General features: G+C 61.6%; 21 protein-coding genes and 1 other RNA gene. 5 read left to right on the top strand and 17 right to left on the bottom strand.

Annotated elements, in window-relative coordinates; all coding sequences use genetic code 11:
- Positions 1-3: 3 nt before the first annotated feature.
- The 6 genes from mraY to rsmH are packed head-to-tail and all read right to left on the bottom strand — an operon-like array spanning position 4 to position 7,066.
- Complete coding sequence (gene mraY / locus QOV41_RS07070) at positions 4-1,089, bottom strand: phospho-N-acetylmuramoyl-pentapeptide-transferase (protein WP_284580440.1); 1,086 nt, start codon at positions 1,087-1,089, stop codon at positions 4-6.
- Positions 1,090-1,116: 27 nt separating this feature from the next.
- Complete coding sequence (locus QOV41_RS07065) at positions 1,117-2,511, bottom strand: UDP-N-acetylmuramoyl-tripeptide--D-alanyl-D-alanine ligase (RefSeq protein WP_284580439.1); 1,395 nt, start codon at positions 2,509-2,511, stop codon at positions 1,117-1,119.
- Positions 2,511-3,956, bottom strand: coding sequence for a UDP-N-acetylmuramoyl-L-alanyl-D-glutamate--2,6-diaminopimelate ligase (locus QOV41_RS07060; protein ID WP_284580438.1), 1,446 nt, complete (start codon positions 3,954-3,956; stop codon positions 2,511-2,513). The genes QOV41_RS07065 and QOV41_RS07060 overlap by 1 nt, the downstream gene beginning before the upstream one ends.
- 19 nt (positions 3,957-3,975) lie before the next feature.
- Positions 3,976-5,685 carry a peptidoglycan D,D-transpeptidase FtsI family protein gene (locus tag QOV41_RS07055; RefSeq protein ID WP_284580436.1) on the bottom strand — a complete coding sequence of 570 codons (1,710 nt, stop codon included), beginning with the start codon at positions 5,683-5,685 and terminating at the stop codon, positions 3,976-3,978.
- Complete coding sequence (ftsL, locus tag QOV41_RS07050; protein WP_284580435.1) at positions 5,685-6,068, bottom strand: cell division protein FtsL; 384 nt, start codon at positions 6,066-6,068, stop codon at positions 5,685-5,687. Before ftsL ends, QOV41_RS07055 begins: the two co-directional genes overlap by 1 nt.
- Positions 6,065-7,066 carry a 16S rRNA (cytosine(1402)-N(4))-methyltransferase RsmH gene (rsmH, locus tag QOV41_RS07045; protein WP_284580434.1) on the bottom strand — a complete coding sequence of 334 codons (1,002 nt, stop codon included), beginning with the start codon at positions 7,064-7,066 and terminating at the stop codon, positions 6,065-6,067. Before rsmH ends, ftsL begins: the two co-directional genes overlap by 4 nt.
- Positions 7,067-7,275: 209 nt before the next feature.
- On the opposite strand from rsmH, the gene QOV41_RS07040 reads away from it, so the two are divergent.
- From QOV41_RS07040 to QOV41_RS07030, 3 genes are read left to right on the top strand one after another with little or no spacing between them, the layout of a single operon-like run.
- Positions 7,276-8,769, top strand: coding sequence for a sensor histidine kinase (locus QOV41_RS07040; protein ID WP_284580432.1), 1,494 nt, complete (start codon positions 7,276-7,278; stop codon positions 8,767-8,769).
- Positions 8,766-9,212 (top strand): response regulator, encoded by a 447-nt coding sequence (locus QOV41_RS07035; protein WP_284580430.1) that lies wholly within the window; start codon positions 8,766-8,768, stop codon positions 9,210-9,212. The genes QOV41_RS07040 and QOV41_RS07035 overlap by 4 nt, the downstream gene beginning before the upstream one ends.
- 3 nt (positions 9,213-9,215) lie before the next feature.
- Positions 9,216-10,256: a histidine kinase dimerization/phosphoacceptor domain -containing protein gene (locus tag QOV41_RS07030; RefSeq protein ID WP_284580429.1), complete on the top strand. Its 1,041-nt coding sequence runs from the start codon at positions 9,216-9,218 to the stop codon at positions 10,254-10,256.
- 36 nt (positions 10,257-10,292) lie between these two features.
- Here the strand turns inward: QOV41_RS07030 and rnpB are convergent.
- From rnpB to QOV41_RS06995, 7 genes are all read right to left on the bottom strand, one after another.
- An RNA gene (gene rnpB, locus QOV41_RS07025) (RNase P RNA component class A) lies at positions 10,293-10,682 on the bottom strand.
- Positions 10,683-10,715: 33 nt separating this feature from the next.
- Positions 10,716-11,462: a DnaJ family molecular chaperone gene (locus tag QOV41_RS07020; RefSeq protein ID WP_284580427.1), complete on the bottom strand. Its 747-nt coding sequence runs from the start codon at positions 11,460-11,462 to the stop codon at positions 10,716-10,718.
- 113 nt (positions 11,463-11,575) lie between these two features.
- On the bottom strand, positions 11,576-12,415 hold the full coding sequence (locus QOV41_RS07015; RefSeq protein WP_284580426.1) for a hypothetical protein: 840 nt from the start codon (positions 12,413-12,415) through the stop codon (positions 11,576-11,578).
- 185 nt (positions 12,416-12,600) lie between these two features.
- On the bottom strand, positions 12,601-13,509 hold the full coding sequence (gene metF, locus QOV41_RS07010; RefSeq protein WP_284580425.1) for a methylenetetrahydrofolate reductase [NAD(P)H]: 909 nt from the start codon (positions 13,507-13,509) through the stop codon (positions 12,601-12,603).
- Between the two features lie 11 nt (positions 13,510-13,520).
- A complete protein-coding gene (locus tag QOV41_RS07005) occupies positions 13,521-14,468 on the bottom strand; it encodes a metalloregulator ArsR/SmtB family transcription factor (protein WP_284580424.1) in 948 nt (315 codons plus the stop codon).
- A 70-nt stretch (positions 14,469-14,538) separates the two neighbouring features.
- Positions 14,539-15,669: a DUF2336 domain-containing protein gene (locus tag QOV41_RS07000; protein WP_284580423.1), complete on the bottom strand. Its 1,131-nt coding sequence runs from the start codon at positions 15,667-15,669 to the stop codon at positions 14,539-14,541.
- Positions 15,670-15,834: 165 nt separating this feature from the next.
- Positions 15,835-17,352 (bottom strand): catalase, encoded by a 1,518-nt coding sequence (locus QOV41_RS06995; protein ID WP_284580422.1) that lies wholly within the window; start codon positions 17,350-17,352, stop codon positions 15,835-15,837.
- A gap of 133 nt (positions 17,353-17,485) precedes the next feature.
- On the opposite strand from QOV41_RS06995, the gene QOV41_RS06990 reads away from it, so the two are divergent.
- Positions 17,486-18,391 (top strand): hydrogen peroxide-inducible genes activator, encoded by a 906-nt coding sequence (locus QOV41_RS06990; protein ID WP_284580421.1) that lies wholly within the window; start codon positions 17,486-17,488, stop codon positions 18,389-18,391.
- On the opposite strand, the gene rarD is transcribed toward QOV41_RS06990, so the two are convergent.
- Positions 18,388-19,335, bottom strand: coding sequence for an EamA family transporter RarD (rarD, locus tag QOV41_RS06985; RefSeq protein ID WP_284580420.1), 948 nt, complete (start codon positions 19,333-19,335; stop codon positions 18,388-18,390). The genes QOV41_RS06990 and rarD overlap by 4 nt on opposite strands.
- A gap of 193 nt (positions 19,336-19,528) precedes the next feature.
- Between rarD and QOV41_RS06980 the strand changes: the two genes are divergently transcribed.
- On the top strand, positions 19,529-19,972 hold the full coding sequence (locus QOV41_RS06980) for a host attachment protein (protein WP_284580419.1): 444 nt from the start codon (positions 19,529-19,531) through the stop codon (positions 19,970-19,972).
- Between the two features lie 87 nt (positions 19,973-20,059).
- On the opposite strand, the gene QOV41_RS06975 is transcribed toward QOV41_RS06980, so the two are convergent.
- The 3 genes from QOV41_RS06975 to ettA all read right to left on the bottom strand — a co-directional run bounded on the left by QOV41_RS06975 (position 20,060) and on the right by ettA (position 22,952).
- Positions 20,060-20,920 (bottom strand): alpha/beta fold hydrolase, encoded by an 861-nt coding sequence (locus QOV41_RS06975; protein WP_284580418.1) that lies wholly within the window; start codon positions 20,918-20,920, stop codon positions 20,060-20,062.
- Positions 20,917-21,216, bottom strand: a complete 300-nt coding sequence (locus QOV41_RS06970) for a hypothetical protein (RefSeq protein WP_284580417.1) — start codon at positions 21,214-21,216, stop codon at positions 20,917-20,919. The genes QOV41_RS06975 and QOV41_RS06970 overlap by 4 nt, the downstream gene beginning before the upstream one ends.
- A gap of 80 nt (positions 21,217-21,296) precedes the next feature.
- Positions 21,297-22,952 carry an energy-dependent translational throttle protein EttA gene (gene ettA / locus QOV41_RS06965; RefSeq protein ID WP_284580416.1) on the bottom strand — a complete coding sequence of 552 codons (1,656 nt, stop codon included), beginning with the start codon at positions 22,950-22,952 and terminating at the stop codon, positions 21,297-21,299.
- Between the last annotated feature and the right edge of the window lie 12 nt (positions 22,953-22,964).

Genomic DNA, 22,964 nt, shown 5'->3' with positions numbered 1-22,964 from the left:
ACTCTAACGCAGCTTGAGTGAGCTCAGCCCAATCAGCGCCAGCACGAAGCTGATGATCCAGAAGCGGATCACCACCTGGCTCTCGGTCCAGCCCAGATGCTCGAAGTGGTGGTGGATCGGCGCCATCCGGAAGACACGTTTACCCGTGAGCCGGAACGAGGTGACCTGCACAATCACCGATACCGTCTCCAGCACGAACAAGCCGCCGATGATGGCAAGAACGATCTCGTGCTTGGTGGCGACGGCAATGGATCCCAATGCGCCGCCCAGCGCCAGCGAGCCGGTGTCGCCCATGAAGATTTGTGCGGGAGGTGCGTTGAACCAGAGGAAGCCCAGACCGGCGCCGATAAGCGCGCCGCAGACGACCGAAAGTTCGCCAGTGCCGGGCACATAGTTGAGCAGGAGGTAGTCCGAGAAGTTCACACTTCCCACCAGATAGGCAATCAGCGCGAAACAGGCCGCCGCCACCATCACGGGCACGATCGCCAGTCCATCAAGGCCATCGGTAAGATTGACCGAGTTGCCGGCCGCGACAATTACGAAACCGCCAAAAAGGATGAAGAAGTAGCCCAGATTGACCGCTAAATCCTTGACGAAGGGGAAGAGCAAAGACGTCTGGTGCGGCTCTGCGGCAAGCTGGGAAATGACGTAGGCGGCGATGGCGCCAATGAGGGCTTCAAGCGCAAGACGTTGCTTGCTGCCGAACCCGGCATGGCTCATGCGCTTGACCTTGAGAAAGTCGTCGTAAAAGCCGATGGCGCCAAAGCCGACGGTGACAAAGAGGACCACCCACACATAGCCATTGGTGAGGTTGGCCCAAAAGAGCGTACTGACCACAGTTCCGGAGAGGATCATCAGCCCACCCATGGTGGGGGTGCCCTTTTTGGTCAGCAAGTGACCGGCCGGACCATCTTCGCGGATGGGCTGGCCCTTGCCCTGCTTGAGGCGCAGCAGCGCGATCATGCCCGGGCCGAACAGGAAAACGAAAAAGAGGGCCGTAATCACCGCTCCCGCGGTGCGGAAGGTGATGTAGCGGAAGACGTTGAAAGCCGCGAACGAGTCACCCAGCTGGCCGAGAAAGTACAACATTGTGGGGAGATGTCCTCGCTGGGTGAGTCAGTCGTTGCCAAAACGAGAGCGGATCGCCTCAACGATACCCGCTAGCCCCACCCCGTTGGAGCCTTTGATCATAACTCCGTCGCCATAGGCAAGCGCGTTCAGAACAATCTCCCCCATCTCCTTGGACGTCTGTGTGTGCGCCGCAACACGGCCTGGCCCCAGCGCATCGGCCAGTGCAGTCATTGCCGGGCCGACGAGATACACCTGATCCGCGCCGGAAGAAGCCACTGCCGGAGCAAGATCGGCGTGAAAGGCTGGGCTCTGTTCGCCCAACTCCAGCATGTCGCCCAGGATCAGCACCTTCTTGCCGCCAGGTGCCTGCTGCCCCGCAAAGACCTCTAGGGCGGCTGCCATGGACGCGCTGTTGGCGTTGTAGCTCTCGTCCGTCAGCAGAAGCGGTCTGTCGGCGGGGCCAAGAACGAGGCGTTGCCCCCTGCCCGGCTGCGCACCAAACCGGGAAAGCGCGCCGAGCGCTACTTCGGGTTTGAGTCCGGCAAGGGTGGCGACGGCAAGAGCAGCCGTGGCGTTGGCGACCATGTGGCGACCGAGCACGCTGAGTACCAGTTCGTGCTGAGCGCCTTCATGTTCAACGGTAGCGAAGGTTCGGTCGGCTGCGGTTTGTATCTTGGTGATCCGCCAGTCCGCCCCCTCCGCAAAGCCATAGGTCACCACGCATTGTACGCCGGCGGCTTTCGCCTCCGCGAGCAAGAGGTCGATCTGCTCATGGTCACAGTTGAGCACCGCCGTCCCGCCGGGTTCTAGGCCCGCAAAGATTTCCGCCTTGGCGCGCGCGATACCATCCAGCGATCCGAAAGCCTCGATATGTGCCGGAGCGATCGTGGTGATCACGGCGATGTGCGGCCGCACCAACTGGGACAGCGGACGGATTTCGTCGGGCCCGCTCATGCCCATTTCAAAGACGCCGAACTGCGTCTGTTCGGGCATGCGGGCCACCATCAAGGGCACGCCCCAGTGATTATTGAAGCTCTTGATGGAGGCGTGCGTCGACCCGACGGCTTCAAAGACCGTGCGCAAGGCTTCCTTGGTGGTCGTCTTACCCACGCTGCCGGTCACACCGACGATCATGGCACGGCTGCGGGTCCGCGCTGCACGCGCTAGATCACACAGGCCTTCCAAGGCATCGGGAACGACGACGCGGCCAGGTCCTTGGCTCCTGCCTTCGGTGACCAGCGCCGCGGCGGCGCCGTTGGCGAGTGCCGTGTCGACGAAATCATGTCCATCGAACCGGTCGCCCTTGATGGCGACGAACAAGGCATCGGGCCCTAACTCGCGCGAGTCGATGGATATCGAGCCTATGGCTGTTCCGACCTCACCCTCTACGCGGCCACCGGTTGCGGCCAGGAGTTCGTCGACCGTGAACAGTTTCGGCATCAGAGCCCCTTCATTGCCTCCGCCACGACCTCATGGTCGGAGAAGTGGTGTTTCGTGGTTCCGATGATCTGATAATCTTCGTGCCCCTTGCCTGCAATCAACAAGACGTCGCCCGGTTGCAGCGATTTCACTGCTTCGGTGATTGCCTGCTTGCGGTCGCCGATCTCGCGCGCGCTTTTGGCGGCGGCCAGAATCTCGGAGCGAATGGTCTGGGGATCTTCGGTGCGGGGGTTGTCGTCGGTGACGATCACATCGTCCGCCATAAGCTGGGCGACCTCGCCCATCATGGGGCGCTTGCCTTTGTCGCGATCACCACCTGCGCCAAAGACAAGGCGCAATTTACCCTTGGCATAGGGGCGCAAGGATGCGAGCGCGGACTCGAGCGCCACCGGCTTGTGCGAATAGTCGATAAACACGGCAGCCCCGTTCGGCGCGCCAACCAGTTCAAGCCGGCCCTTGGCGCCCTGCAGTTCGGACAAGGCTGCAAAGGCTTGCGTCTTGTCTACGCCGCTGGACATGGCGAGCGCAGCAGCGATCAGCGCGTTGGACACCTGGAATTCGCCGGTGAGCGGCAGGTGGAAGCTCGTCTTTTCGCCGACGTGCCGCACCTCGACGCGCTGGCCGTAGCCCTCGGGCTTAATGGAGAGGATTTCGATATAGGCGCCTTCCCGCCCGACCGTGAGCAGGGTTGCGCTGGCACTGAGCGCGGCGAACATGAAAGGCTCGTGCTCGGGGTCGTCGACATTGACGACCGCCGGCCCGCTGTCGACCAGGAGGTCCGTGAAGAGACGCAATTTGGCATTGCGGTACTCGTCCATGTCCTTGTGATAGTCGAGGTGGTCGCGGCTGAGATTGGTGAAAGCAACAGCTTCGAAATGGATGCCGTCGAGGCGCCGCTGGTCGAGGCCGTGGCTGGATGCTTCCAGCGCGACGTGATCGATCCCCTGGGCTTTAAGCGCGCGCAGGGACTGATGCAGTGTACGGGAGTCTGGGGTGGTGAGCGCTCCATCGATGTGGCGAGTAGCGGTATCCACGCCCAAGGTGCCGATGCTGGCGCCGGGAATGCCCGAATAGGTCCAGATCTGCCGCACGAACGAGGCAACGGAGGTCTTGCCGTTAGTCCCGGTCACACCAACGGTGATCTCGGGTTGCGGCTCAAAGATGCGCGAGGCGGCACGGGCATAGGCAGCCCGCACATCCTTGACGATGATGACCGGAACACCAGGATCCCCCACCGGCGCTTGATCGCTGATGATCGCCAGGGCGCCACGGCGTACCGCCTCGGCGACAAAGGAATTGCCGTGCGAATTGGCGCCCGGCAAGGCGAAGAAGATGTCACCCGGCTCGATCCGGCGGCTATCGGAGTTCAGGCCAAAGACCGCGCCGAGCCCCTTCTTGGGGCGGGCGCCGGAACCTTCGAGCAATTGGGTTACGCTGAGTGACACGCGACGAAACCTTCTGGATCTATCTGAGTGCGGGTGGAACGAGGTTGAGGTCTATAGCCTCAGAGAAGTCTGGCGCAATGCCAAGCATGGGCGCAACCCGCTGCACGATGCGCCCGGTAATGGCGCCGGCATTCCAGCCGGCTGTCGTGCCGGACTGCGGGTTTTCGGCCTTGGGCTCATCGACCATGATGACCATGGCATAGCGCGGATTGTCGAGCGGAAAGGCGGAAGCAAAGAAGTTGGTTACTTTATTGGAGGAGTACCGGCCATCCACGACCTTTTCGGCAGTGCCGGTCTTACCACCGGCGCGATAGCCGGCGGCTGCCTTGTTCATCTGCGAGCCCGAGCCCTCGAGCGCATTGAGCCGCATGAGGTACCGAATGGCTTCGCTCGTCTGCGGACTGACGACACGGCGATAGAGTTGCTGCGCTTCGGTCGCATCCCGCTTGTAGAGGGTGGGCGGCACGTAATTGCCGCCGTTGGAGAACGCTGCATAAGCGGTAACCAGATGGAGTGGCGAAACCGAAAGGCCGTGTCCAAAGGAAACGGTCGCTGCGCCAACCTCCGAAAGCGTCTCGGGGACGGCGGGAAGGCGCATCTCAGGAAGTTCGAACGGCACCCGCTCATCAAAGCCCATGCGCGTTAAAAACTCGCGGAAATTATCCTTGCCCATCGCCTGCATGATGCGGATGGTGCCGATGTTGGAGGAATATTTGAAGACCTCCGGCAGGCTGAGAATGCGGTGCTTGCCGTGGAAGTCGCCAATGGTGAAGCGCCCAAAGCGAATACCGAAACGGGCATCGAACTGGTCGGTCAACGATACGGCGCCGCTGTCCAGAGCCCCGGCAACTGTCACTGTCTTGAAGGTAGAGCCGGGCTCGAAAATGCCCGAGGTAACACGATTGAAGGTGTCCTTGACCAGCGCCGTCGCAGGCTCGTTGGGGTTGAAGTCGGGCAATGAGGCCATCGCGACGATCTCGCCGGTATGGACATCCATCATCACACCGGCAGCGGCAATCGCCTGATAGCGGGTCATGGCATCGCTGAGCTGCTCGTGCATGACGTGTTGGACGCGCATGTCCACGGACAATTCCACCGGCGCCAGCGCATTGCCGCGGGCGAGGCCGAGATCCTGGAGCAGCGCAACGTTTTCGCTGTCCATGTGACGCTCAATACCGGCGATACCTTGGTTGTCGATATTGGTTGACCCCAGGATGTGGCTCGCTTCGCTCATCGCCGGGTAGAAGCGCTTGGACTCCGTGATGAAGTCAACGCCGGGGATGCCCAGCCGCATCACGCGCTCCTGGATCGCCGGGGTGAGTTCGCGTTGAACCCAGACGAACCCTTTGTCGCCGGTTAGCCGGTCACGAAGCCAATCTTCCTTGAGATCAGGCAGTACGGTTCTGAGGTCCCGGACGGCCTCCTCCACATCGATAATGCGGCGCGGCTCGGCAAAGAGGGAGGGCACGCGGATATCGACGGCCATTTCAAGACCATTCCGATCGAGGATCGGCGGGCGCGTCGCGGTGATCACATCGCGAGTCTGACCCTCAATGCTGTGATCGGGCACGACCATGCCCAGTTGCACCAGCCGCCCTCCGACCAAGCCAAAGCCGAGGACCATGGCCAGGATCATCCAGCGGATCCGCGCCTGGGTTAGATTGCCGCGGACTTTGCGTGCCCCTTCAAGCGCGATAGTGCCGCCGAGTGGTTCGGTGAGAAGGGCCATTATTCGATCCCCTCGAGTTCCAGAATTGCAGCTATCGGATCTACGCCTGCCTCAAGCGAGAGGAAGAGCGAATCCATAGCTTCGGTGTTCGGTTTTGCCGGTCGCATGGGCAGTGCCTCGAATGCGCCGAACTGCTCTTGCCGAACCGGCGTCATAGCAAGAGCGACCTCATGACGTTTGATGATGGGCTCGATGTGCCCCGGTTGGCTCAGCACCGCCTCGTCGGCTTTAAGGATCGACAGCTCGCCTTCCTGGCTGTCGATGAGGGCGATCAGCTCGGTCCGGTGACGAGCGGTATCCTCGATGGAGAACTTCACCGCATACACGCCGGCCAGCATCGCTATGCTGGTCAACACAAGAAAGATATTGATGCGGCGGATCATGAGGCACTCCTCACGCGCGGCACCCCAAGACCCTCGTAGCGCACCGGCCGTGCGGGAGCGGCAGAGCGTTGAGCCGAACGCAGGATTGCGGAACGTGCACGCGGATTGCGCTCCAGTTCCGCTGGTCCAGGCTTGACCCCTTTCACCAGACCATCCCAGCGGCGCTCCTCGACCGTCACTGCGGGGAGGTGGCGAGACTGCGCCGGACCGCCCTTCTCCGGTTCGAAGAAGCGCTTGGCAATGCGATCCTCGAGCGAATGGAAGGTGACGACGGCCAAACGGCCGCCCTCCGGTAGCAGGCGTTCGGCCGCGAAGAGGCCTTCGACCAGCTGGTCGAACTCACCATTTACCGCGATGCGCAGCGCCTGGAAGGTTCGGGTCGCGGGATGCGCGTCGCCCGGTTTGCGGCCAATGGCTTTCTCGACGATCCGGGCCAGTTCTGTCGTGGTTTCGATGCGGCCGTTCTCGCGCGCTGCAACGATGAACTGCGCGATCCGGCGGGATTTTCGCTCCTCGCCAAATGCATAAAGCAAGTTGGCAAGCGCCTCGGACTCAAGCTCGTTGACGAGGTCGGCGGCACTCTCTCCCTCGCCACTCATGCGCATATCGAGCGGCCCCTCCCGCATGAACGAGAAGCCGCGTTCCGCTTCATCCAACTGCATGGAGGAAACGCCGATATCCAACACGACCCCGTCGATTGGACCGTGCTCGGCGGTGAGGCTGTCGAGTTCAGAAAATGTGCCAGCCACAAATGCGAACTGATCGGCGTAGTCAGCCGTCAGCGCCCTGACGAAAGGCGCGACATTTGGATCGCGATCAATGCCAATGACCACAGCGCCAGCGGCCAGCAGCGCCCGCGAATAGCCGCCGGCGCCAAACGTACCATCAACGATGCGGCTTCCCTCCAGGGGCGACAACGCGGCCAGAACCTCGTCCAACAGGACGGGAACATGGGGACCAGCACCTGAGCTGCTATCGGGCATGGAACGCTTGCCCATCTAGGCCACTACCTCACTGCCGGTACAATGGACCGGTGCGTAAACATTCGGGCACTTTGACCAAGGACGTTTAAGATTCTGTTTCCCATGCGCCCGATGAAGCGCATTCGTGGCCGGGCGGAGAGATAAGCAGAAGCAGCTGCTGCGATTTAGCTATTGCTGCACCTGCCCCTTTGAGCCATGAAGTTGCGTCGCTCCGGAGGCCTTTCTTGCCGATTTCCAATCACGCGTTTATCCGCACGACCGTGCTCCTGCTCTTCGTGGGATTCCTGGCGCTTGCCGGAATTGTTGGCACGACTATTTGGCTAGTGGAGCAGAATAGTCGTTGGTTCGATGAAACGACCGAAGCTCGGACCGCCCGTGTTGCGGTGGTTGGGCTACGCAACGCACTACAAACAGCAGAGTCGAGCCAACGCGGATACCTACTGACGGGGGAAGAACATTATCTCGACCCTTACTGGGAAGCGTTGCCGAGCATTCCGCAATATCTGGACACGGTGGTGCTGGTGCTCCGCCCTTATCCTCAGGCCGCTGATGCTGTCGCCACGATCACGACCGCGGTCGAGGGTAAGCTTGCTGAAATGGCAAGGACCATTGATCTCGCTCAGACAGGCGACACCGCGGCCGCGCTTGCTATGATCCGTACCGACACCGGACAAGAGTTGATGGCCGAGGCGACCACCTTCTTCGACGGGATCATCGCTGCGGCCGACCAACGTACTGCCGACGGCATTCAGAACCAGCGTGGCGCAACAAATGCGCTGCGGTGGATCACGGTCATTGGCGCAGTCGTCATTTTTGCCGTCGTCGCGGGTTCGGTCTGGATCGTCTTGTCCTATATGCGCGAGTTGGGTATCGCTCGCCGAGAGATCGAGGAAGCCAATCAAAGCCTGGAAGAGCGCGTGCGCGAGCGAACCTCAGACCTGGGCCGGGCCAACGAGGAAATCCAGCGCTTCGCCTATATTGTCACCCATGACCTTCGCGCTCCGCTGGTCAACATCATGGGGTTCACCAGCGAACTCGAGACCAGCGTCGCCACTCTCTCCACTTATATGGCGGAGCAACAAGGCGAGGACGATCCAGCTTTCAAAGAAGCCAAGCTCGCTGCCACCGAGGACCTGCCCGAAGCAATCACCTTTATCCGCGCGGCAACGCGCAAGATGGACGGCCTGATCAATGCGATTCTCAAGATCTCGCGCGAGGGTCGTCGGCAGTTGCGACCTCAGCAGATCAACCTGCAGGAGCTGGTCGAGAATTCCGTCTCGGCAATCCAGCACCAGGTTACCGAGGATGGTGGTAGCGTCACCACCGACATAACAGTTCCCCGACTCGTATCGGATCGGCTATCGCTCGAGCAGGCGCTGGGCAATCTCCTGGACAACGCTGTGAAGTACCGGGAACCCGGCCGCCCACTCGAGATTTCAGTTCGAGCTCGCCAAGCAGCTGGAAACCGCATTGAAATTGAGATTGAAGATAACGGCCGGGGCATTGCGCCGACCGATCATGAGCGGGTATTCGAGCTGTTCCGCCGGTCTGGAACACAGACCCAGCAGGGAGAAGGCATTGGTCTTGCCCATGTGCGCACCGTTGTGCGTAGCCTTGGCGGCGACATAACCTTGCGCTCGGAACTGAGCGTGGGCACGACATTCATCATCACCTTACCGCGCGACCTGCGCAGCTATCTGGGGACCAGGACGCAATGAGCAACCCGATCAAGCCCGTCACCATCATCATGGTCGAGGATGACGAAGGCCATGCCCGACTGATTGAAAAGAACATCCGCCGCGCCGGCGTGAGCAATGAGATCGTCTCCTTCACGGACGGCACCTCCGCCCTCGCCTATCTGATGGGGCCCGATGGCACCGGTGAGGTCAACCAGGGTCGCCAGCTGCTGGTGCTGCTGGACCTCAACCTGCCCGATATGACCGGCGTGGATATTCTCGAGAAGGTCAAGGGCAACGAACATACCAAGCGCTCGCCGGTCGTCGTGCTGACCACGACCGACGATCAGCGGGAAATCCAGCGCTGCTATGATCTTGGCGCCAACGTCTATATCACCAAGCCCGTGGACTACGAAGGCTTCGCCAATGCCATCCGGCAGCTGGGCCTGTTCTTCTCGGTCATTCAGGTTCCAGAAACCGAGTAAGCGATGCCGAATCCCGCACCGTGTGTGCTCTATATCGATGACGATCTCGGCCTTGCCCGTCTGGTGCAGAAGGCGATGGAGCGGCGCGGCTATGCATTCGAGCATGCCGGCACGGGTGAAGAGGGATTGGAGCGAGTACGAGCCGGCGGCATCGACGTGGTGGCGCTCGACCACTATCTGCCCACAGGCACGGGCCTGGACGTCCTCGAGCAGATGAACCATCTCTCTGATCGTCCGGCGGTCGTCTATGTCACCGGAACAGTGGAGACGGCGGTCGCAGTCTCAGCGCTCAAGGCCGGTGCGGCAGACTATGTGCTCAAGACCGTGGACGCGGATTTCCTCGAGTTGCTCGGGACCGCGATCGCGCAAGCGGTCGACCTGCTCGAACTTAACCGCGCCAAGGCCGCGGCCGAGCAGGACATGCGCGAGGCGCGGGAACGTGCCGAAATGCTGCTGGGGGAAGTGAACCACCGCGTCGCCAACAGTCTGGCGATGGTGGCTTCGCTGGTTGGTCTTCAGGCCAATGCCATGAACGAGGGTGAAGCCAAGAACGCCTTGGCTGAAACCCAAGCCCGTATTCAGGCCATCGCGGGTGTGCACCGGCACCTCTATAGCACCGACGATGTCCGCTCTGTGCAGATCAGCGACTATCTATCGAGCCTGGCCGCCGAGTTGGAAACGACAATGCAGGCTTCCGGCAACGCCGCTCGCATTCGTCTCACAGTAGACAATGTCTCCATTCCCACCGAGAAGGCCGCGTCTGTGGGGGTGATCGTGACCGAGCTGGTCACCAATGCTATCAAATACGCCTATCCAGACCAGGCGCAGGGCGAGGTTCGCATCCTGTTCGCGCGGCTCGCCGATGATGTGGTTGATCTCAGCGTCGAAGACGACGGGATCGGCTGGAACGGCACCGGTACACCCAAAGGGACCGGACTGGGCAGCCGTATCGTCAAGGCGATGGCCCACAGCCTGGGCGCAACGGTGAACTACACGAGCCCGGGCGGGGGCACGCGGGTGCAGTTGCAATTCCCTATCGGCTAGCGTGGAGGGCCGCCAAAAGGTGGCGGTCCGAGCAGGTGAGCCAGTTGACCTATAAGCCGGGTTCTGTAAGGCACCGCTTGCGCGACGCGTGGCGGCCATTCATCTGCGACGCCTGTTGCCAGACGCCTGGTGCAACCAACCCGGATGACCTGGCCTCAAAACAGGCTGGAGCATAAAGCTCCGCGTCATCCCTATTTGGTCTTGCTCCCGGTGGGGTTTACCGTGCGGCTTCCATTGCTGGTCGCCCGGTGCGCTCTTACCGCACCCTTTCACCCTTGCCGCGCCGAAGCGAGGCGGTTTGCTTTCTGTGGCACTTTCCCTGGGGTCGCCCCCGCCGGGCGTTACCCGGCACCGTGTTTCGAAGGAGCCCGGACTTTCCTCCAGCGGCAGGTTACCCATACCGCCAGCGGCCACCCGGTCAACTGGCTCGGCTGATGTAGAGAGCCCACCCCTGCCCCGTCAAGCGCTGGACGTGTCAGCCGTCAATAATGGTGGGGAGTTCGGTTTGGTCAGCGCTTGATAGGCCAGATTGATGGCCTTCATCCGATCCGTGGCGACGTCGATCAGATCCTCGGGCACACCCTTTGCTATGAGACGATCAGGATGATGCTCGGCGACGAGCACGCGATAGACGCGCTTGATCTCGGCAGCATCGGCGTCATGGGAGAGCCCAAGCACCGCATAGGGGTCGACACCGGCTTCCAGTTGCACATGCTGGCTGGCCAACTGCTCGAAGCGCGCCTCATCGAAGCCGAAGATGTCACTGACGGATCGGACATAATCCAGCTCGGCTTCATGCACGAGCCCGTCGGCTGTCGCGATATAGAAAAGGCTATCCAGCACATGCTCAAGTGTGGCCGGGCTGTCGGCGAAGAAGCGGGCGATCTTACGGGCATAGGCGTCGTACCCTGCAACGTCCTGCTTGGCGAGGTTGAAGAGCCGCTCGACCTGCTCCTCATGGCCATGCGCGATCTCCACAGTGGCATTGAACGCCCGCTCTTCCGAGGCGGTAACTGCGCCGTCCGCAACGGCCATCTTGGCAGCCAGGGCGATCAGCGCTAGCGTGAATGCCGCATCACGACCGCCGGGAAGCCAGGTGTCGGGGTCAAGGGCGTCGGCGAGCGAACCGGCCAAACCCGTACGCCGAGTGAACGAGCCAACAAAATCGCCGAGCCGGCGCCACATGTCATGAGTGTCTTTTGGCATGGGCTTCCCACCTGAACCGATACCACGAGACGTGCCCGACGCCAGCGCGATGGCGCCACTCTATCGCCCAGGCGGGCCCAGGTCCACCGCGCGAGGCGCATAGGCGATAGGCGTTAATCCATGAAGGGGAAGAAAAACTCGTCGACCGGCCCGATGACACGATCCCGCTGCACGCGGCGCGGCTGCGGGGCTTCGTCGAGGAAGAAGCCATCCGGCTCATAGCCAGCGTCGACGCGGTCGCCCTGCTGCCCACGGCGCGCCAGGAACTCCGACAGGGGACCCGATTCCCAATCCTCAAGATCGGCTGCCGTGACGGTCGGCGCCGCCACTGAGGGCGGGATAACAATCGGATCGCGGCTCGGTGCCACAGCGACCTTGGTTTGCACTGGGGCCTTGGGGCGCATGGACAGCGGCATGGGAATGGGGGCCGCCTTGGCTGGCAGCGATGCCACTTCGAGTGGATCAGTCTTTTCGGGCGCTGCGGTGCTGGCGGGGGCTGCGGCTACAGTCTCGGGAGCCGTAACGGCGGTCTTGGTGAAAGCCGGCGGGACCGCTGCAACCTTGGTCGGCTGGGTGTCGCCGCCAGATATATAGGCGGGTAGCGGCTTGCCGGACTGGATGTAGGAATCCACCGGATCAGCTACTGCTGCAGTGGTGTTCTCAAGTGGTTGGGCGGGCTCCAGAGCCGGCGCAGCAGGTTCGGCCACTGGCGGAGTTGCCGGTTTCTCCTCGACTGCAGCGAGTTGCACCGGCTTAGGTGCGGCTGGACGGGACGAGGCAGGCAGCGGCGAGGGCGCAATCGGGCCAGCAGGCTCGATCACCGCAACGGAAGCGGTTTGGCTGGTCGCGTCGCCCAGAAACTGGGCTGAAAGGAGGTCAGCGGTCGGCACGCCGACGACCAGAAAGGCGCCGGCCCAGGCTAGGCCATTGGTGATGCGGCGATTGATCTGCATATTCAAAACGTCCCGAATTGCTTTTCCCCTTCGGCGGGGAAAGAGCCGGTTTTCATGGCCGTATTATGGAACGGCGCGATCCATGCCTTGATGCAGCCCCGCACATGAACGGTTGCTGAACGCAAAAGCGGACGCTTAGAACACCGGACTGAACCCGATGACGCCAGATCATGGTGAACGGACGGTTAATGCTCGCCAGTGGCTGGCCGCCTTCCGAGAATACGTGCGAGGGACAAAGCAAGCGGCGAGCGGTTCATCGTGTAGATGTGAAACTCGGTAACGCCCTCATCCAACAGCTCGGTGACCTGTTCAGCCGCCACGGCCGAGGCAACAAGGGCATGGGTTTCGGGATCCTCATCAAGCCCTTCAAACCGGTCCGACAGCCAGGCCGGGATGGAGGCACCGCATCGCCCAGCAAAGCCGGCGATCTGCTTAAAGCTATGAATGGGTTGGATGCCCGGCACGATGGGTGCCGTGATGCCCGCAGCGCGCGCCCGTTCGAGGTATCGGAGGTAGTCGGTATTGGAGAAGAACATTTGCGTGATGGCGCGAGTGGCGCCGGCATCAAGCTTGCGCTTCAGGTTGTCGATGTCGCTCTGCCAGTCCGGGCTTTGCGGGTGCCGCTCGGGATAGGCGGCAACCGAGATGTCGAAGTCTCCAATGCGGCGGATGCCACCCACCAGTTCGGCAGCATTCCGGTAGCCTTCAGGATGGGGCGTGAAGGGCTGGCCCACACCCTCCGGTGGATCCCCGCGCAACGCAACAATGCGATTGATGCCGGCCTCCTGGTATCCACGAACGACTGCATCGACCTCATCGCGGGTAGCACCCACGCAAGTGAGATGGGCTGCAGCGTCCACGCCAGTTTCCGACTTGATGCGACTGACCATGCGCAGGGTACGCTCACGGGTCGAGCCGCCGGCACCGTAGGTCACCGAAACAAAATGCGGGTTGAGGGGCGCCAGCTTATGCACGCTGTCCCAGAACCGTTCTTCCATGGCGTCGGTCTTGGGGGGGAAAAACTCGAACGAGATCTGCAATTGTGGGCGCTTTTCGGCCACCTGGCGGCTCGCGCGGGCGTTGTCGTCTAGCATGTCTCGTCCAATCAGGTCCTGTCGCTGAGGCGCCAGAGGCAAACCGTCAGCCCGTTGTCGTCTGTGGCTGGAAATTCCCGAATGGCAGCGACCCGCAGGCCTGCACCTTCCGCCCAACCGCTCATCTGCTGCTGCGAGAGCCCAAGCCGCCGATGGGCGTGCTCGGTCCGCAGGAATTCAAGATCGTGCGGCGCGAAATCAACGATCAGCATCTCCCCGCCCGGCTTCAGCAGGCGCCGCGCCTCCGCCAGCATGCGGCCCGGGTCGTCAAAATAGTGGAGCACCTGGTGCAGCATCACGATATCGGCAGGGCCGATTGCGGGGTCTAGTTCGGCAATGTCTCCTAAGCGCGCCTGCGCATGGATAATGCCGGCACTGGCGAGATGCGACCGTGCAACAGCCAGCATCTCTCGGCTGGAATCAATGCCAACCCCCCGCCGATAGCATGGGGAGAGGACCTCGAGCATGCGGCCGGTGCCGGTACCGAGATCAACCAGAAGGTCGACCACCCGCCCCTCCAGGGCCTCCATAACCGCGGCTTCAACAGCCTGTTCGGGAACATGGAGGGTCCTCAGCAGATCCCAGCTGTCGGCTACCTGGGCGAAGTACTCGCTGGCTTTCGCCTGTTGGGTGCTGCGGACGGCGGACTGGCGCGCGATGTCGCGCTGCCGCTCCACCCCCTGTGCATCAAGCCGGCCAATCAGCCAGCGCGCGACGGCAGCGCCTTCCCCATGTTGCGCAAGCCCATAATAGGCCCAGGCACCTTCGGCATAGCGCTGGATGAGGCCGGCGTCAGCCAGGAGCTTCAAGTGACGTGAGACGCGCGGCTGGCTCTGCTCGAGAATTTCGGTGAGATCCTTGACCGAATGGTCCCCATCGGCGAGCAATGCCAAAAGGCGGAGGCGAGTCCCCTCGCCTGCCGCCTTGAGCTTGTTCACTAAATCCGCCAGCTCGACCATCGCCCCCTCACGAGATATAAAGATGTCTTTATATCCCGATCTAGCTTTGGTCTAGTGCCTTGTTCGGGCCTCAAGCCACGAACTGCGCACGTTCCTCTGCACCGGCGCGCTTGCGAAAGGAGTGTGCCCGCCACAGCTCGAAAATACCAATCGCCTCTTCGCTCTCGATGGCCTCGAAACGCGAGCGGACCATTGTTTTATCGGCTTCGGACGGCAGATCGCGCCAGGGAAGCGTCGCGAATATCGCCTCGTAGAGGTCCGCGGAAATGCCTGCGGCGCGCAGTGCGACGGTGATCGCCACATAGTCCTGAGCAGCCAACCATTTGACGAACACTTCGGGGGCGACACGCAGCATAACACTCAGAGCAGCGCCGGCATGGTGGCCATAGCCGAAGCGCGCAAAGCGAGCCAGTGCCCGGTCGTTGAGCTGCTTACGATCGTACAGCGCCTTGACCTGGTTGTAGGCGACCTTCCATTCATTGGCCGAGAAACCTGCCCGGTTGCGCATGCGGTTGTAGACCACAGCGTTGACCTTGCCAGCGGCGACTGGATCGAGGCTCTTGCTGACACCACTGAGGGATTCGAGCACCTTGTTGGCAGCGCTGTCGATCTCGCCCCGCAGGGAGCTCCAATCAATGTCCGGACGGTTGCGGAGATCGGCTGCGATCTCGGCGTCCTGAGTGGCGCGCTTGACTAGCTTTTCGAGCGTGGCTTTGTCGAATTCGGCATTGTTGTTGCGGACGAGGCGGACGACGGAAGCGCCCTCACCATGCTCGACGATGGCACTGCCGACTCGCTCGGGAACGCTGTCGCGTCCTGCAATGGCGATCCGATGCTCTTCGCCCTGCCGGCCAATGATATCGATCAGGTCGTCGTCCGAGAGCACGGTAGAGAACTCAAGCAGGGGCCGCGCGACTTCGATGTCGTCATTGGCCAGCTTGACCACCACGGTGCCCGGAGCGCGTTCCAGCGGGGCCAGAAGCTTGGCGACATGGACGCGGGCCTGGACCTCCACCATCTCGGCCAATTGGCAGAGGACCTCGTCATACTGCGCGACCTGCTCATCGTCGCAGCGGTCCGAGACGAAGCTGAACAGCTGCGCCATGTTGCGGAAAAGTTGCTCACGTTCGGCGTGATCGTCGTCGCCGTTGAGCACGCGGAAGCTGGAGAACGCCCGCTGACCCTGTTCTAGTTCGCTCATCGTCCTGTCCTCGCTTCTGCGGTTACGGACCATCAGCATGGGGGTAGGATCACTTGCGGGCGCTTTACTCGTGCCCAGTATTTTATTTCAAATTGTCCACATCCCGACATAGGAACAAAAATGCAGGCGCGGAGGGTCGCGCCTGCATGCCGATCAAATAGTCGATTACTCCGCAGCGCTGGCGCTGTGGCTGGTACTGATGCTGGTCTGCTTTTCGGAGTCGCTTTCGCTTTTCACCTTTGCCAGTGCCTGGCGCACGCCGGCGCCATAGGCAGGTTCCACCTGGTCAAACAGCGCCAGCTGCCGATCCTCGATGAACTGGGGAATGCCGTTCATGGCCTCGGCGATGTTGTGGAACAGCCGCTCCTTCTGGGCATCGTCGAAGAGGTTGAACAGCGCCTTTGGCTGGCTGAAGTGGTCGGCCTCGGCGCGGTAGTCGTAGCGATTGACCTCGCCCGCATAGCGGTGCGGCGGCTCCTTGACGCTTGGATCTTCCACCGGACCGTTGAAGCTGTTGGGCTCGTAGTAGGCGTCCGGATTGGTGCGCAGACCGAACGGCATCTCGCCGCCCTGATGGTAATGGAAGACTGGGCAACGCGGCTTGTTAGGCTCAAGCGCGTCGTAGTGCGTGCCGATGCGGTAGCGGTGCGCGTCCGGATAGGAGAACAGGCGCCCCTGCAGCATCCGGTCGGGTGAGAAGCCGATACCCGGCACCACATTGGACGGGTTGAACGCGGACTGCTCGATATGGACGAAGTAGTTGTCCGGATTCTTGTTCAGCTCCATCTCGCCGACCTTGATCAGCGGATACATACCGTGCGGCCAGACCTTGGTGAGGTCGAACGCGCTCCAGCCGGTTTTCTGCTCGAAATCTCCCTCTTCGCCTTCGGGCATGATCTGAACGAACAGATCCCACTTGGGGTACTCGCCACGCTCGATCGTCGAATAGAGCTCTTCCTGGTAGCTTTCGCGCGACTTGGCGATGACCTGCTCGGCTTCCCGGTTGGTGAAGTGACGGTGGCCCTGCTTGGTCTTGAAGTGGAACTTGACCCAGAACCGCTCGTCATTGCTGTTCCAGAACGAGAAGGTATGGCTGCCATAGCCGTTCATGAACATCGGTGCGGTGGGGATACCGCGATCCGACATCAGGATGGTGACCTGGTGGAGGGATTCAGGGCAAAGCGACCAGAAATCCCACATGGCCGTGGCCGACCGCATATTGGTGCGCGGATGGCGCTTCTGCGTGTGAATGAAGTCGGGAAACTTGTAGGGATCGGCGACAAAGAATACCGGGGTGTTATTGCCCACGATGTCCCAATTGCCCTCTTCAGTATAGAATTTGAGAGAAAAGCCGCGGACGTCACGCTCGGCATCGGCCGCGCCCTGCTCACCGGCAACAGTGGAGAAACGCGCCAGCATTTCGGTCTGCTTGCCGACTTGAGAGAAGATGGCTGCTCGGGTGTAGCGGGTGATGTCTTCGGTCACGGTGAACGTGCCATAGGCGCCCCAGCCTTTGGCATGCACGACGCGCTCGGGAATGCGCTCGCGATTCTGGTGGGCCAGCTTTTCGATGAGCTGGTAATCCTCGAGCAGCACGGGACCGTGCCGCCCAACCGTCTTGGCATTGTTGTTGTCGGCGACCGGCGCGCCCGCCGTGGTTGTGAGTCTTGGCCTATCTGCCATTTCCGTCTCCCTCGCTGTGGCCGCTGCGAGCAGCCAGAATTTGATCAGTTCTAAACTGAGACGCTTGTTCTCTAGCAATCCGCGCGATACGGCAAATCGATTGATCTTCTACCCTCGATAAGCGGATCCTATCGTGAGCCTTTCGCTGAAGCAGATGCGATATGCCATTGCCGTGGCAGAAGCGGGGCATTTCGGCCGCGCTGCCCGATTGTGCAATGTGAGCCAGCCGGCCCTCAGCCAACAGATCCAGCTCATCGAGGAATTCTGTGGCACGCCCTTGTTCGATCGCCTCAAGACGGGCGTGCGGCCAACTCCCTTCGGCGCCGAGTTTGTCTTGCGGGCGAGGCAGGTGCTCGACAGTGCCGATGCGCTGACGGCCCTCGCCCGATCGCGTGCGAGCCGACCCGACCGGCCGATCCGGTTTGGGCTTATTCCGACGGTCGCGCCCTATCTCCTGCCCGAGATTTTTCCGGCGCTCACCCGCGGCCTGCCCGAGCTTGAGTTCACCGTCAGTGAGAACCGCACCGAAGCACTGGTTGGCGGGCTGGTGGATGGCAGTCTCGACCTGGCCTTGATCGGCACCGAACCGCCCGATGCCGGACCCCGGCTCACCTGCGAGCCATTGTTTAAAGATGCATTCGTGCTCGCGACCAGCCAGCATGAACCCTCGGAGGGACCGATCTCCCTGGCCGCGGTGGCACCCGAGCGTATTCTTCTTCTGGATGAAGGGCACTGCTTTCGCGACCAGACCATCGCCGCCTGCAGGTTGGACAACGATCCAGGCTCAAGGACCTTTGCCGCAACCTCGCTCTCCACCATCGTGGAGTTTGTCGCCAATGGGCAGGGCGTGACCCTGTTGCCGCAGATTGCACTGCGCAAGGAAGCGACCGATCCGCGGATCGCCATTCACCCCCTCGCCTCGCCCGGTGCGGGGCGCATGTTGTCGTTAGTCTGGCGCGAGGCCACGCCCTTTAGAGCCACTTTCAGCCAGATTGCCCAGGTGATCCGGGAAGCCCGCCAGCCGGAGAACGCCCGCTAAGCGGCAGCGAGAGTGCGCCGGCGCCGCGCGAAGCTGTCATAGCTAAATATCGCCAGCGACAGCCAGATCAGCGCAAAGCTCAAGAGTCGCAAGCCGTTGAGGTGTTCGCCAAAGAGGATGATAGCCACCAAGAACTGGATGGACGGGGCGATATACTGGAACATGCCCATGGTGGTGAGGCGCAACCGCCGCACCGCATAGACGAACAGCAGGAGCGGCAGCGCCGTGGCCGGGCCGGTCAGCACCAGCATGGTCATGAGGTACGGGTCGGTATGAACGCCGGGCCCGACGGTGGCGATGTTGAAGGCGATGTAGGACAGCGCCGCCGGGGCCAGCATCAAGGCCTCGGCAAAGAGGCCGGACACCGGGCCGAGCGAGGCTGTCTTGCGGAAATAGCCGTAGAACCCAAAGGACAGAGCCAGACCGACCGCGATGAAGGGGAAACTGCCCAGGCCCACGCCCTGGATGACGATGGCGACACTTGCCAGAGCAATCGCGACAGTTTGCCAGCGGTTCTGCCGTTCGCCCAGAAGGATCATGCCCATGGCAACGTTGACCAGGGGATTGATGAAGTAGCCAAAGCTCGCCTCGAGCACCTGGCCCGACTCAACGGCCCACACATAGAGCAGCCAGTTGCCCGCCAGTAGCACCGCCGAAAGCAGGACGCCTCCGGCTCGGCGTTTGTCGGTGAACAAGACCTTGAGTTCACCGAACTTTCGCGTGACGAGGAGTATCCCCGCCAGTAGCACCAGCGACCAGGCGGTGCGCTCCGCCACGATCAGCACCGAACCGGCGCTTTCGAGTTCGCGGAACAACAGGGGCAGAAAGCCCCAGGAGAAATAGGCCAAGAGCGCGGCGATGACCCCGTTGCGCATATCGGCGGCGGGAGGGCCGACCGGCAAGACGGGTGCTTCAGGTGCGTCGGAGGGGTGGGAGATGGCCATGGGGATGCTCCGCGTCCACGGGGACGCCGTTGCTTCCCCTAGCAGGGGAAGCAAGTGCCTGCCAATCAAGCTTTGTGATCGATGATCGTGGGTTGGGTGATGAGGTGATCCAACCTTTTGGGTCGGATTGCGTTGGTCTCCGATGGCGGCTGCGGACCGCCACTGAAGACATCTTATGCTGAGGAGCAGATCCATGAAAAAGACGGTTACCTGGGTTTTGGTCGCCGACGGCGCACGGGCGCGCATTCTCGAGAACACCGGACCCGGCAAGGGGCTGCATCAGGTGGAAGGGCTCGAGTTTTCCAACCGCGACCTGGGTGCCCTCGAGCTCGACAGCGACCAGACGCCCCGCACCTCGACAACGGAGGTCGACACGTCCTCAGCGCCACGGACGCAGCCGGTGGATCACCGCGAGGCCGAGTTCGTGAAATCCATCGTGCAGATGCTAGAGAAAAAGGCACATGGCGGTGCTTTCGATCGCCTGGTAATCGCCGCCGCCCCGATTGCTCTGGGCGACATCCGCAAGTCCATATCGCCGCAGGTGAAGAAGCTGGTGATCGCCGAGATCAACAAGGATCTCACCAATATCCCGACGCCGCAGCTCAACCAGCACATCGACGGCATCATTGCCGTGTAGTCTGAGCTTACAAATCAATGCCTTAGCCGCTCTGGCAAATCTGGCGCGGCTAAGGTTTGAATCGGGCCGTAAGCGCGTTCACCTTCCTCATGAGGAGAGTGGCTCCTCCTCGCTCTCCCCACCTTCGATCGCATCGAGGAACTGCAGCAGCAGCGAATTGACCAATTCCGGGCGTTCGATGCTGGGGATGTGGGCGACGCCCTCCAGCACCGCCGCGAAGGCGTTCGGCATCTCCTCGGAGAGGTGTTCGTGCCGATCCACAAGGGCGGTAAAATCCTGGTCCCCAACCATGAGCAGTGTTGGCGCGCCGATCTCGCCCACGCGATCCCAAGCGGGGGGCGGATTTTCCTGATGATTTAGTGCCGGCTTGCTCAGGGCTTTGGCGTTCATGTCGAGGAAAAGTTCGCGCGCGGCGCCGCTCACGCGCCCGCTCTGAGCGCGGGGGCCATCGAGCCACTCATGCGCCTGAACCCTGTTGAGCATGTCGAGGTCGCCGCGTTCATAAGCGTCCTCCTCGGCAGCTTCGATCTGAGATTCGGCTTCCGTGGCACTCCAAGGGGAGCCGGTGACCGACGTCCCGATGAGAACAAGGCCGATCACCTGCCCTGGATTGCGCAGCGCGAAATCGATGGCGAGACCGCCCCCCAACGAGCAGCCAACAAATACTGCGGCATGGATTTCGAGGGCCTCGAGTAGCCCTTCGAGGTCTTCAAGATGGCTGAAAGGTTCGTCGGCGCTGTCGGTCTCACCGTAGCCGCGCCGATCATAGGCGATGGCATGCCAACCCGCCTCTGCCACGACCTCCATCTGGCGCTGCCACATCCGCGTGTCGCAAACGCCAGCATGCAGGAAGATTACGGGGAGGCCCTCGCCAAGCTCGGTACCCGCCAGAACGGCACCGCCGATTTCGAGTTCGAATGTTTCCCCGACCATTTCTGCACTGCTCATAGTGTTCTTTTCACCAGAGCGCAGAACAACTCGATCTCGCGCTCGCCCCTCCAGCATGCCGGGCCAGCCTCGACCTGCCGGAATTCACCCAAATCATTGGGCAGGATACGATCACTCTCGGGATCAGTCAGGAAGCCTTGCCCCAACTCTGGTTCGTAGATGGCCAGGGCGAAGGTCTTGCCATCGGGCAAGTCGAAAGTGATGCCGCCACCGTCGGCGGCAATGTCACAATCGAACCAGTCATAGCCCTCGACATAACATCGGCCGGGCTGGGCAAGCGCGATTGTCGTCATCACGGCCCAACACAGGACCGCTCCTAGAACTCTCAATTCTGCCCCCACAGCAAAAGGGCGGGCGCTTGGCCCGCCCCATCAGTCTAGCGCGTCAGTGGCTTGTATGTCGCGCGTTTTGGATTGACAGCATCGGCACCCAAGCGCCGGACCTTATCGGCCTCGTAATCGGCGAAATTGCCTTCGAACCATTCCACGTGGCTGTTGCCCTCGAATGCGAGCATGTGGGTGGCTAGACGGTCGAGGAACATGCGATCGTGGCTGATGATGACGGCGCAACCGGCGAACTCCTCGAGTGCTTCTTCCAGCGCTGCGAGGGTTTCAGTGTCGAGATCATTGGTCGGCTCGTCGAGCAGCAGCACATTGGCACCACTTTTGAGCATTTTGGCCAGGTGCACGCGATTGCGCTGCCCACCCGAGAGATTGCCAACTTTCTGCTGCTGGTCGCCGCCCTTGAAGTTGAACGAGGACGTATAGGCACGCGAATTAACCTCGCGCTTGCCCAGCATCAGCACCTCGTCGCCTTCCGAGATTTCCTCCCACACCGTCTTGTTGGGGTTGAGGCTGTCGCGGCTCTGGTCGACATATCCCAGGTGCACGTTGTCGGCCACGGTCACCGTACCGGCATCGGGCTTTTCCTGGCCAGTCAACATCTTGAACAGGGTGGTCTTGCCTGCGCCGTTGGGGCCGATGATGCCAACAATGCCGCCGGGCGGCAGCCTGAAGGTGAGATTGTCGATCAGCAGCCGATCGCCAAATGACTTGCTCAGCCCCTCCACGTCGATGACTTTGTCGCCCAGCCGCTCGCCAGCCGGGATGATGATTTGGGCCGTGCTCGACTGCGTGCGGGCATCGTTGAGCTTGACCAGGTCGTCATAAGCCTTGATGCGGGCCTTGGACTTGGATTGACGCGCCTGCGGGCTCTGGCCCATCCATTCGCGTTCGCGTTCCAGCACCTTGGCACGCGCGGCATCTTCGCTTTTTTCCTGGGCAAACCGCTTGGCCTTGGCACCCAGATAGGCCGAGTAATTACCTTCATAGGCGACGCCACGGCCGCGATCGAGTTCGAGGATCCAACCTGTTACGTTGTCGAGGAAATAGCGATCATGGGTGATGATCAGCACGGCCCCAGCAAATTCACGCAAGTGGCGCTCGAGCCACGCGGTGGTCTCGGCATCGAGATGGTTGGTGGGCTCGTCCAGCAGCAGCAGGTCCGGCTTGGAGAGCAGCAGAGCGCACAGCGCCACGCGGCGGCGTTCACCACCCGACAGCTTGGTCACATCGGCATCGCCGGGCGGGCAGCCTAGCGCCTCCATGGCTACTTCCACCTGGCTTTCGAGATCCCACAGGTTTTCGGCGTCGATCTTGTCCTGCAGCGCGGTGGCCTCGTCTGCGGTCTCGTCCGAATAGTCCATCATCAGTTCGTTGTAGCGATCGACGATGGCCTTCTTTTCCTTCACGCCCATCATCACGTTGCCCAGCACGTTCAGCGCCGGGTCCAGTTCAGGCTCCTGCGCCAGGTAGCCCACCTTGGCACCCTTGTCCGCCCAGGCTTCCCCCTGGAACTCGGTCTCGATACCGGCCATGATCTTGAGCAGGGTCGACTTGCCCGAGCCATTGGGGCCTAGCACGCCGATCTTGGCATCGGGGTAGAAACTGAGATGGATGTTGTCCAACACCTTCTTGCCGCCGGCATAGGATTTGGACATTCCGTGCATGTGATAGATGAACTGGCGAGCCATAGGCTTGCTGAC

The sequence above is a fragment of the Devosia sp. RR2S18 genome, from assembly GCF_030177755.1.
In the GTDB taxonomy this organism is placed as follows: domain Bacteria; phylum Pseudomonadota; class Alphaproteobacteria; order Rhizobiales; family Devosiaceae; genus Devosia; species Devosia rhizosphaerae.
This window is presented reverse-complemented; position numbering and strand designations above follow the sequence as displayed.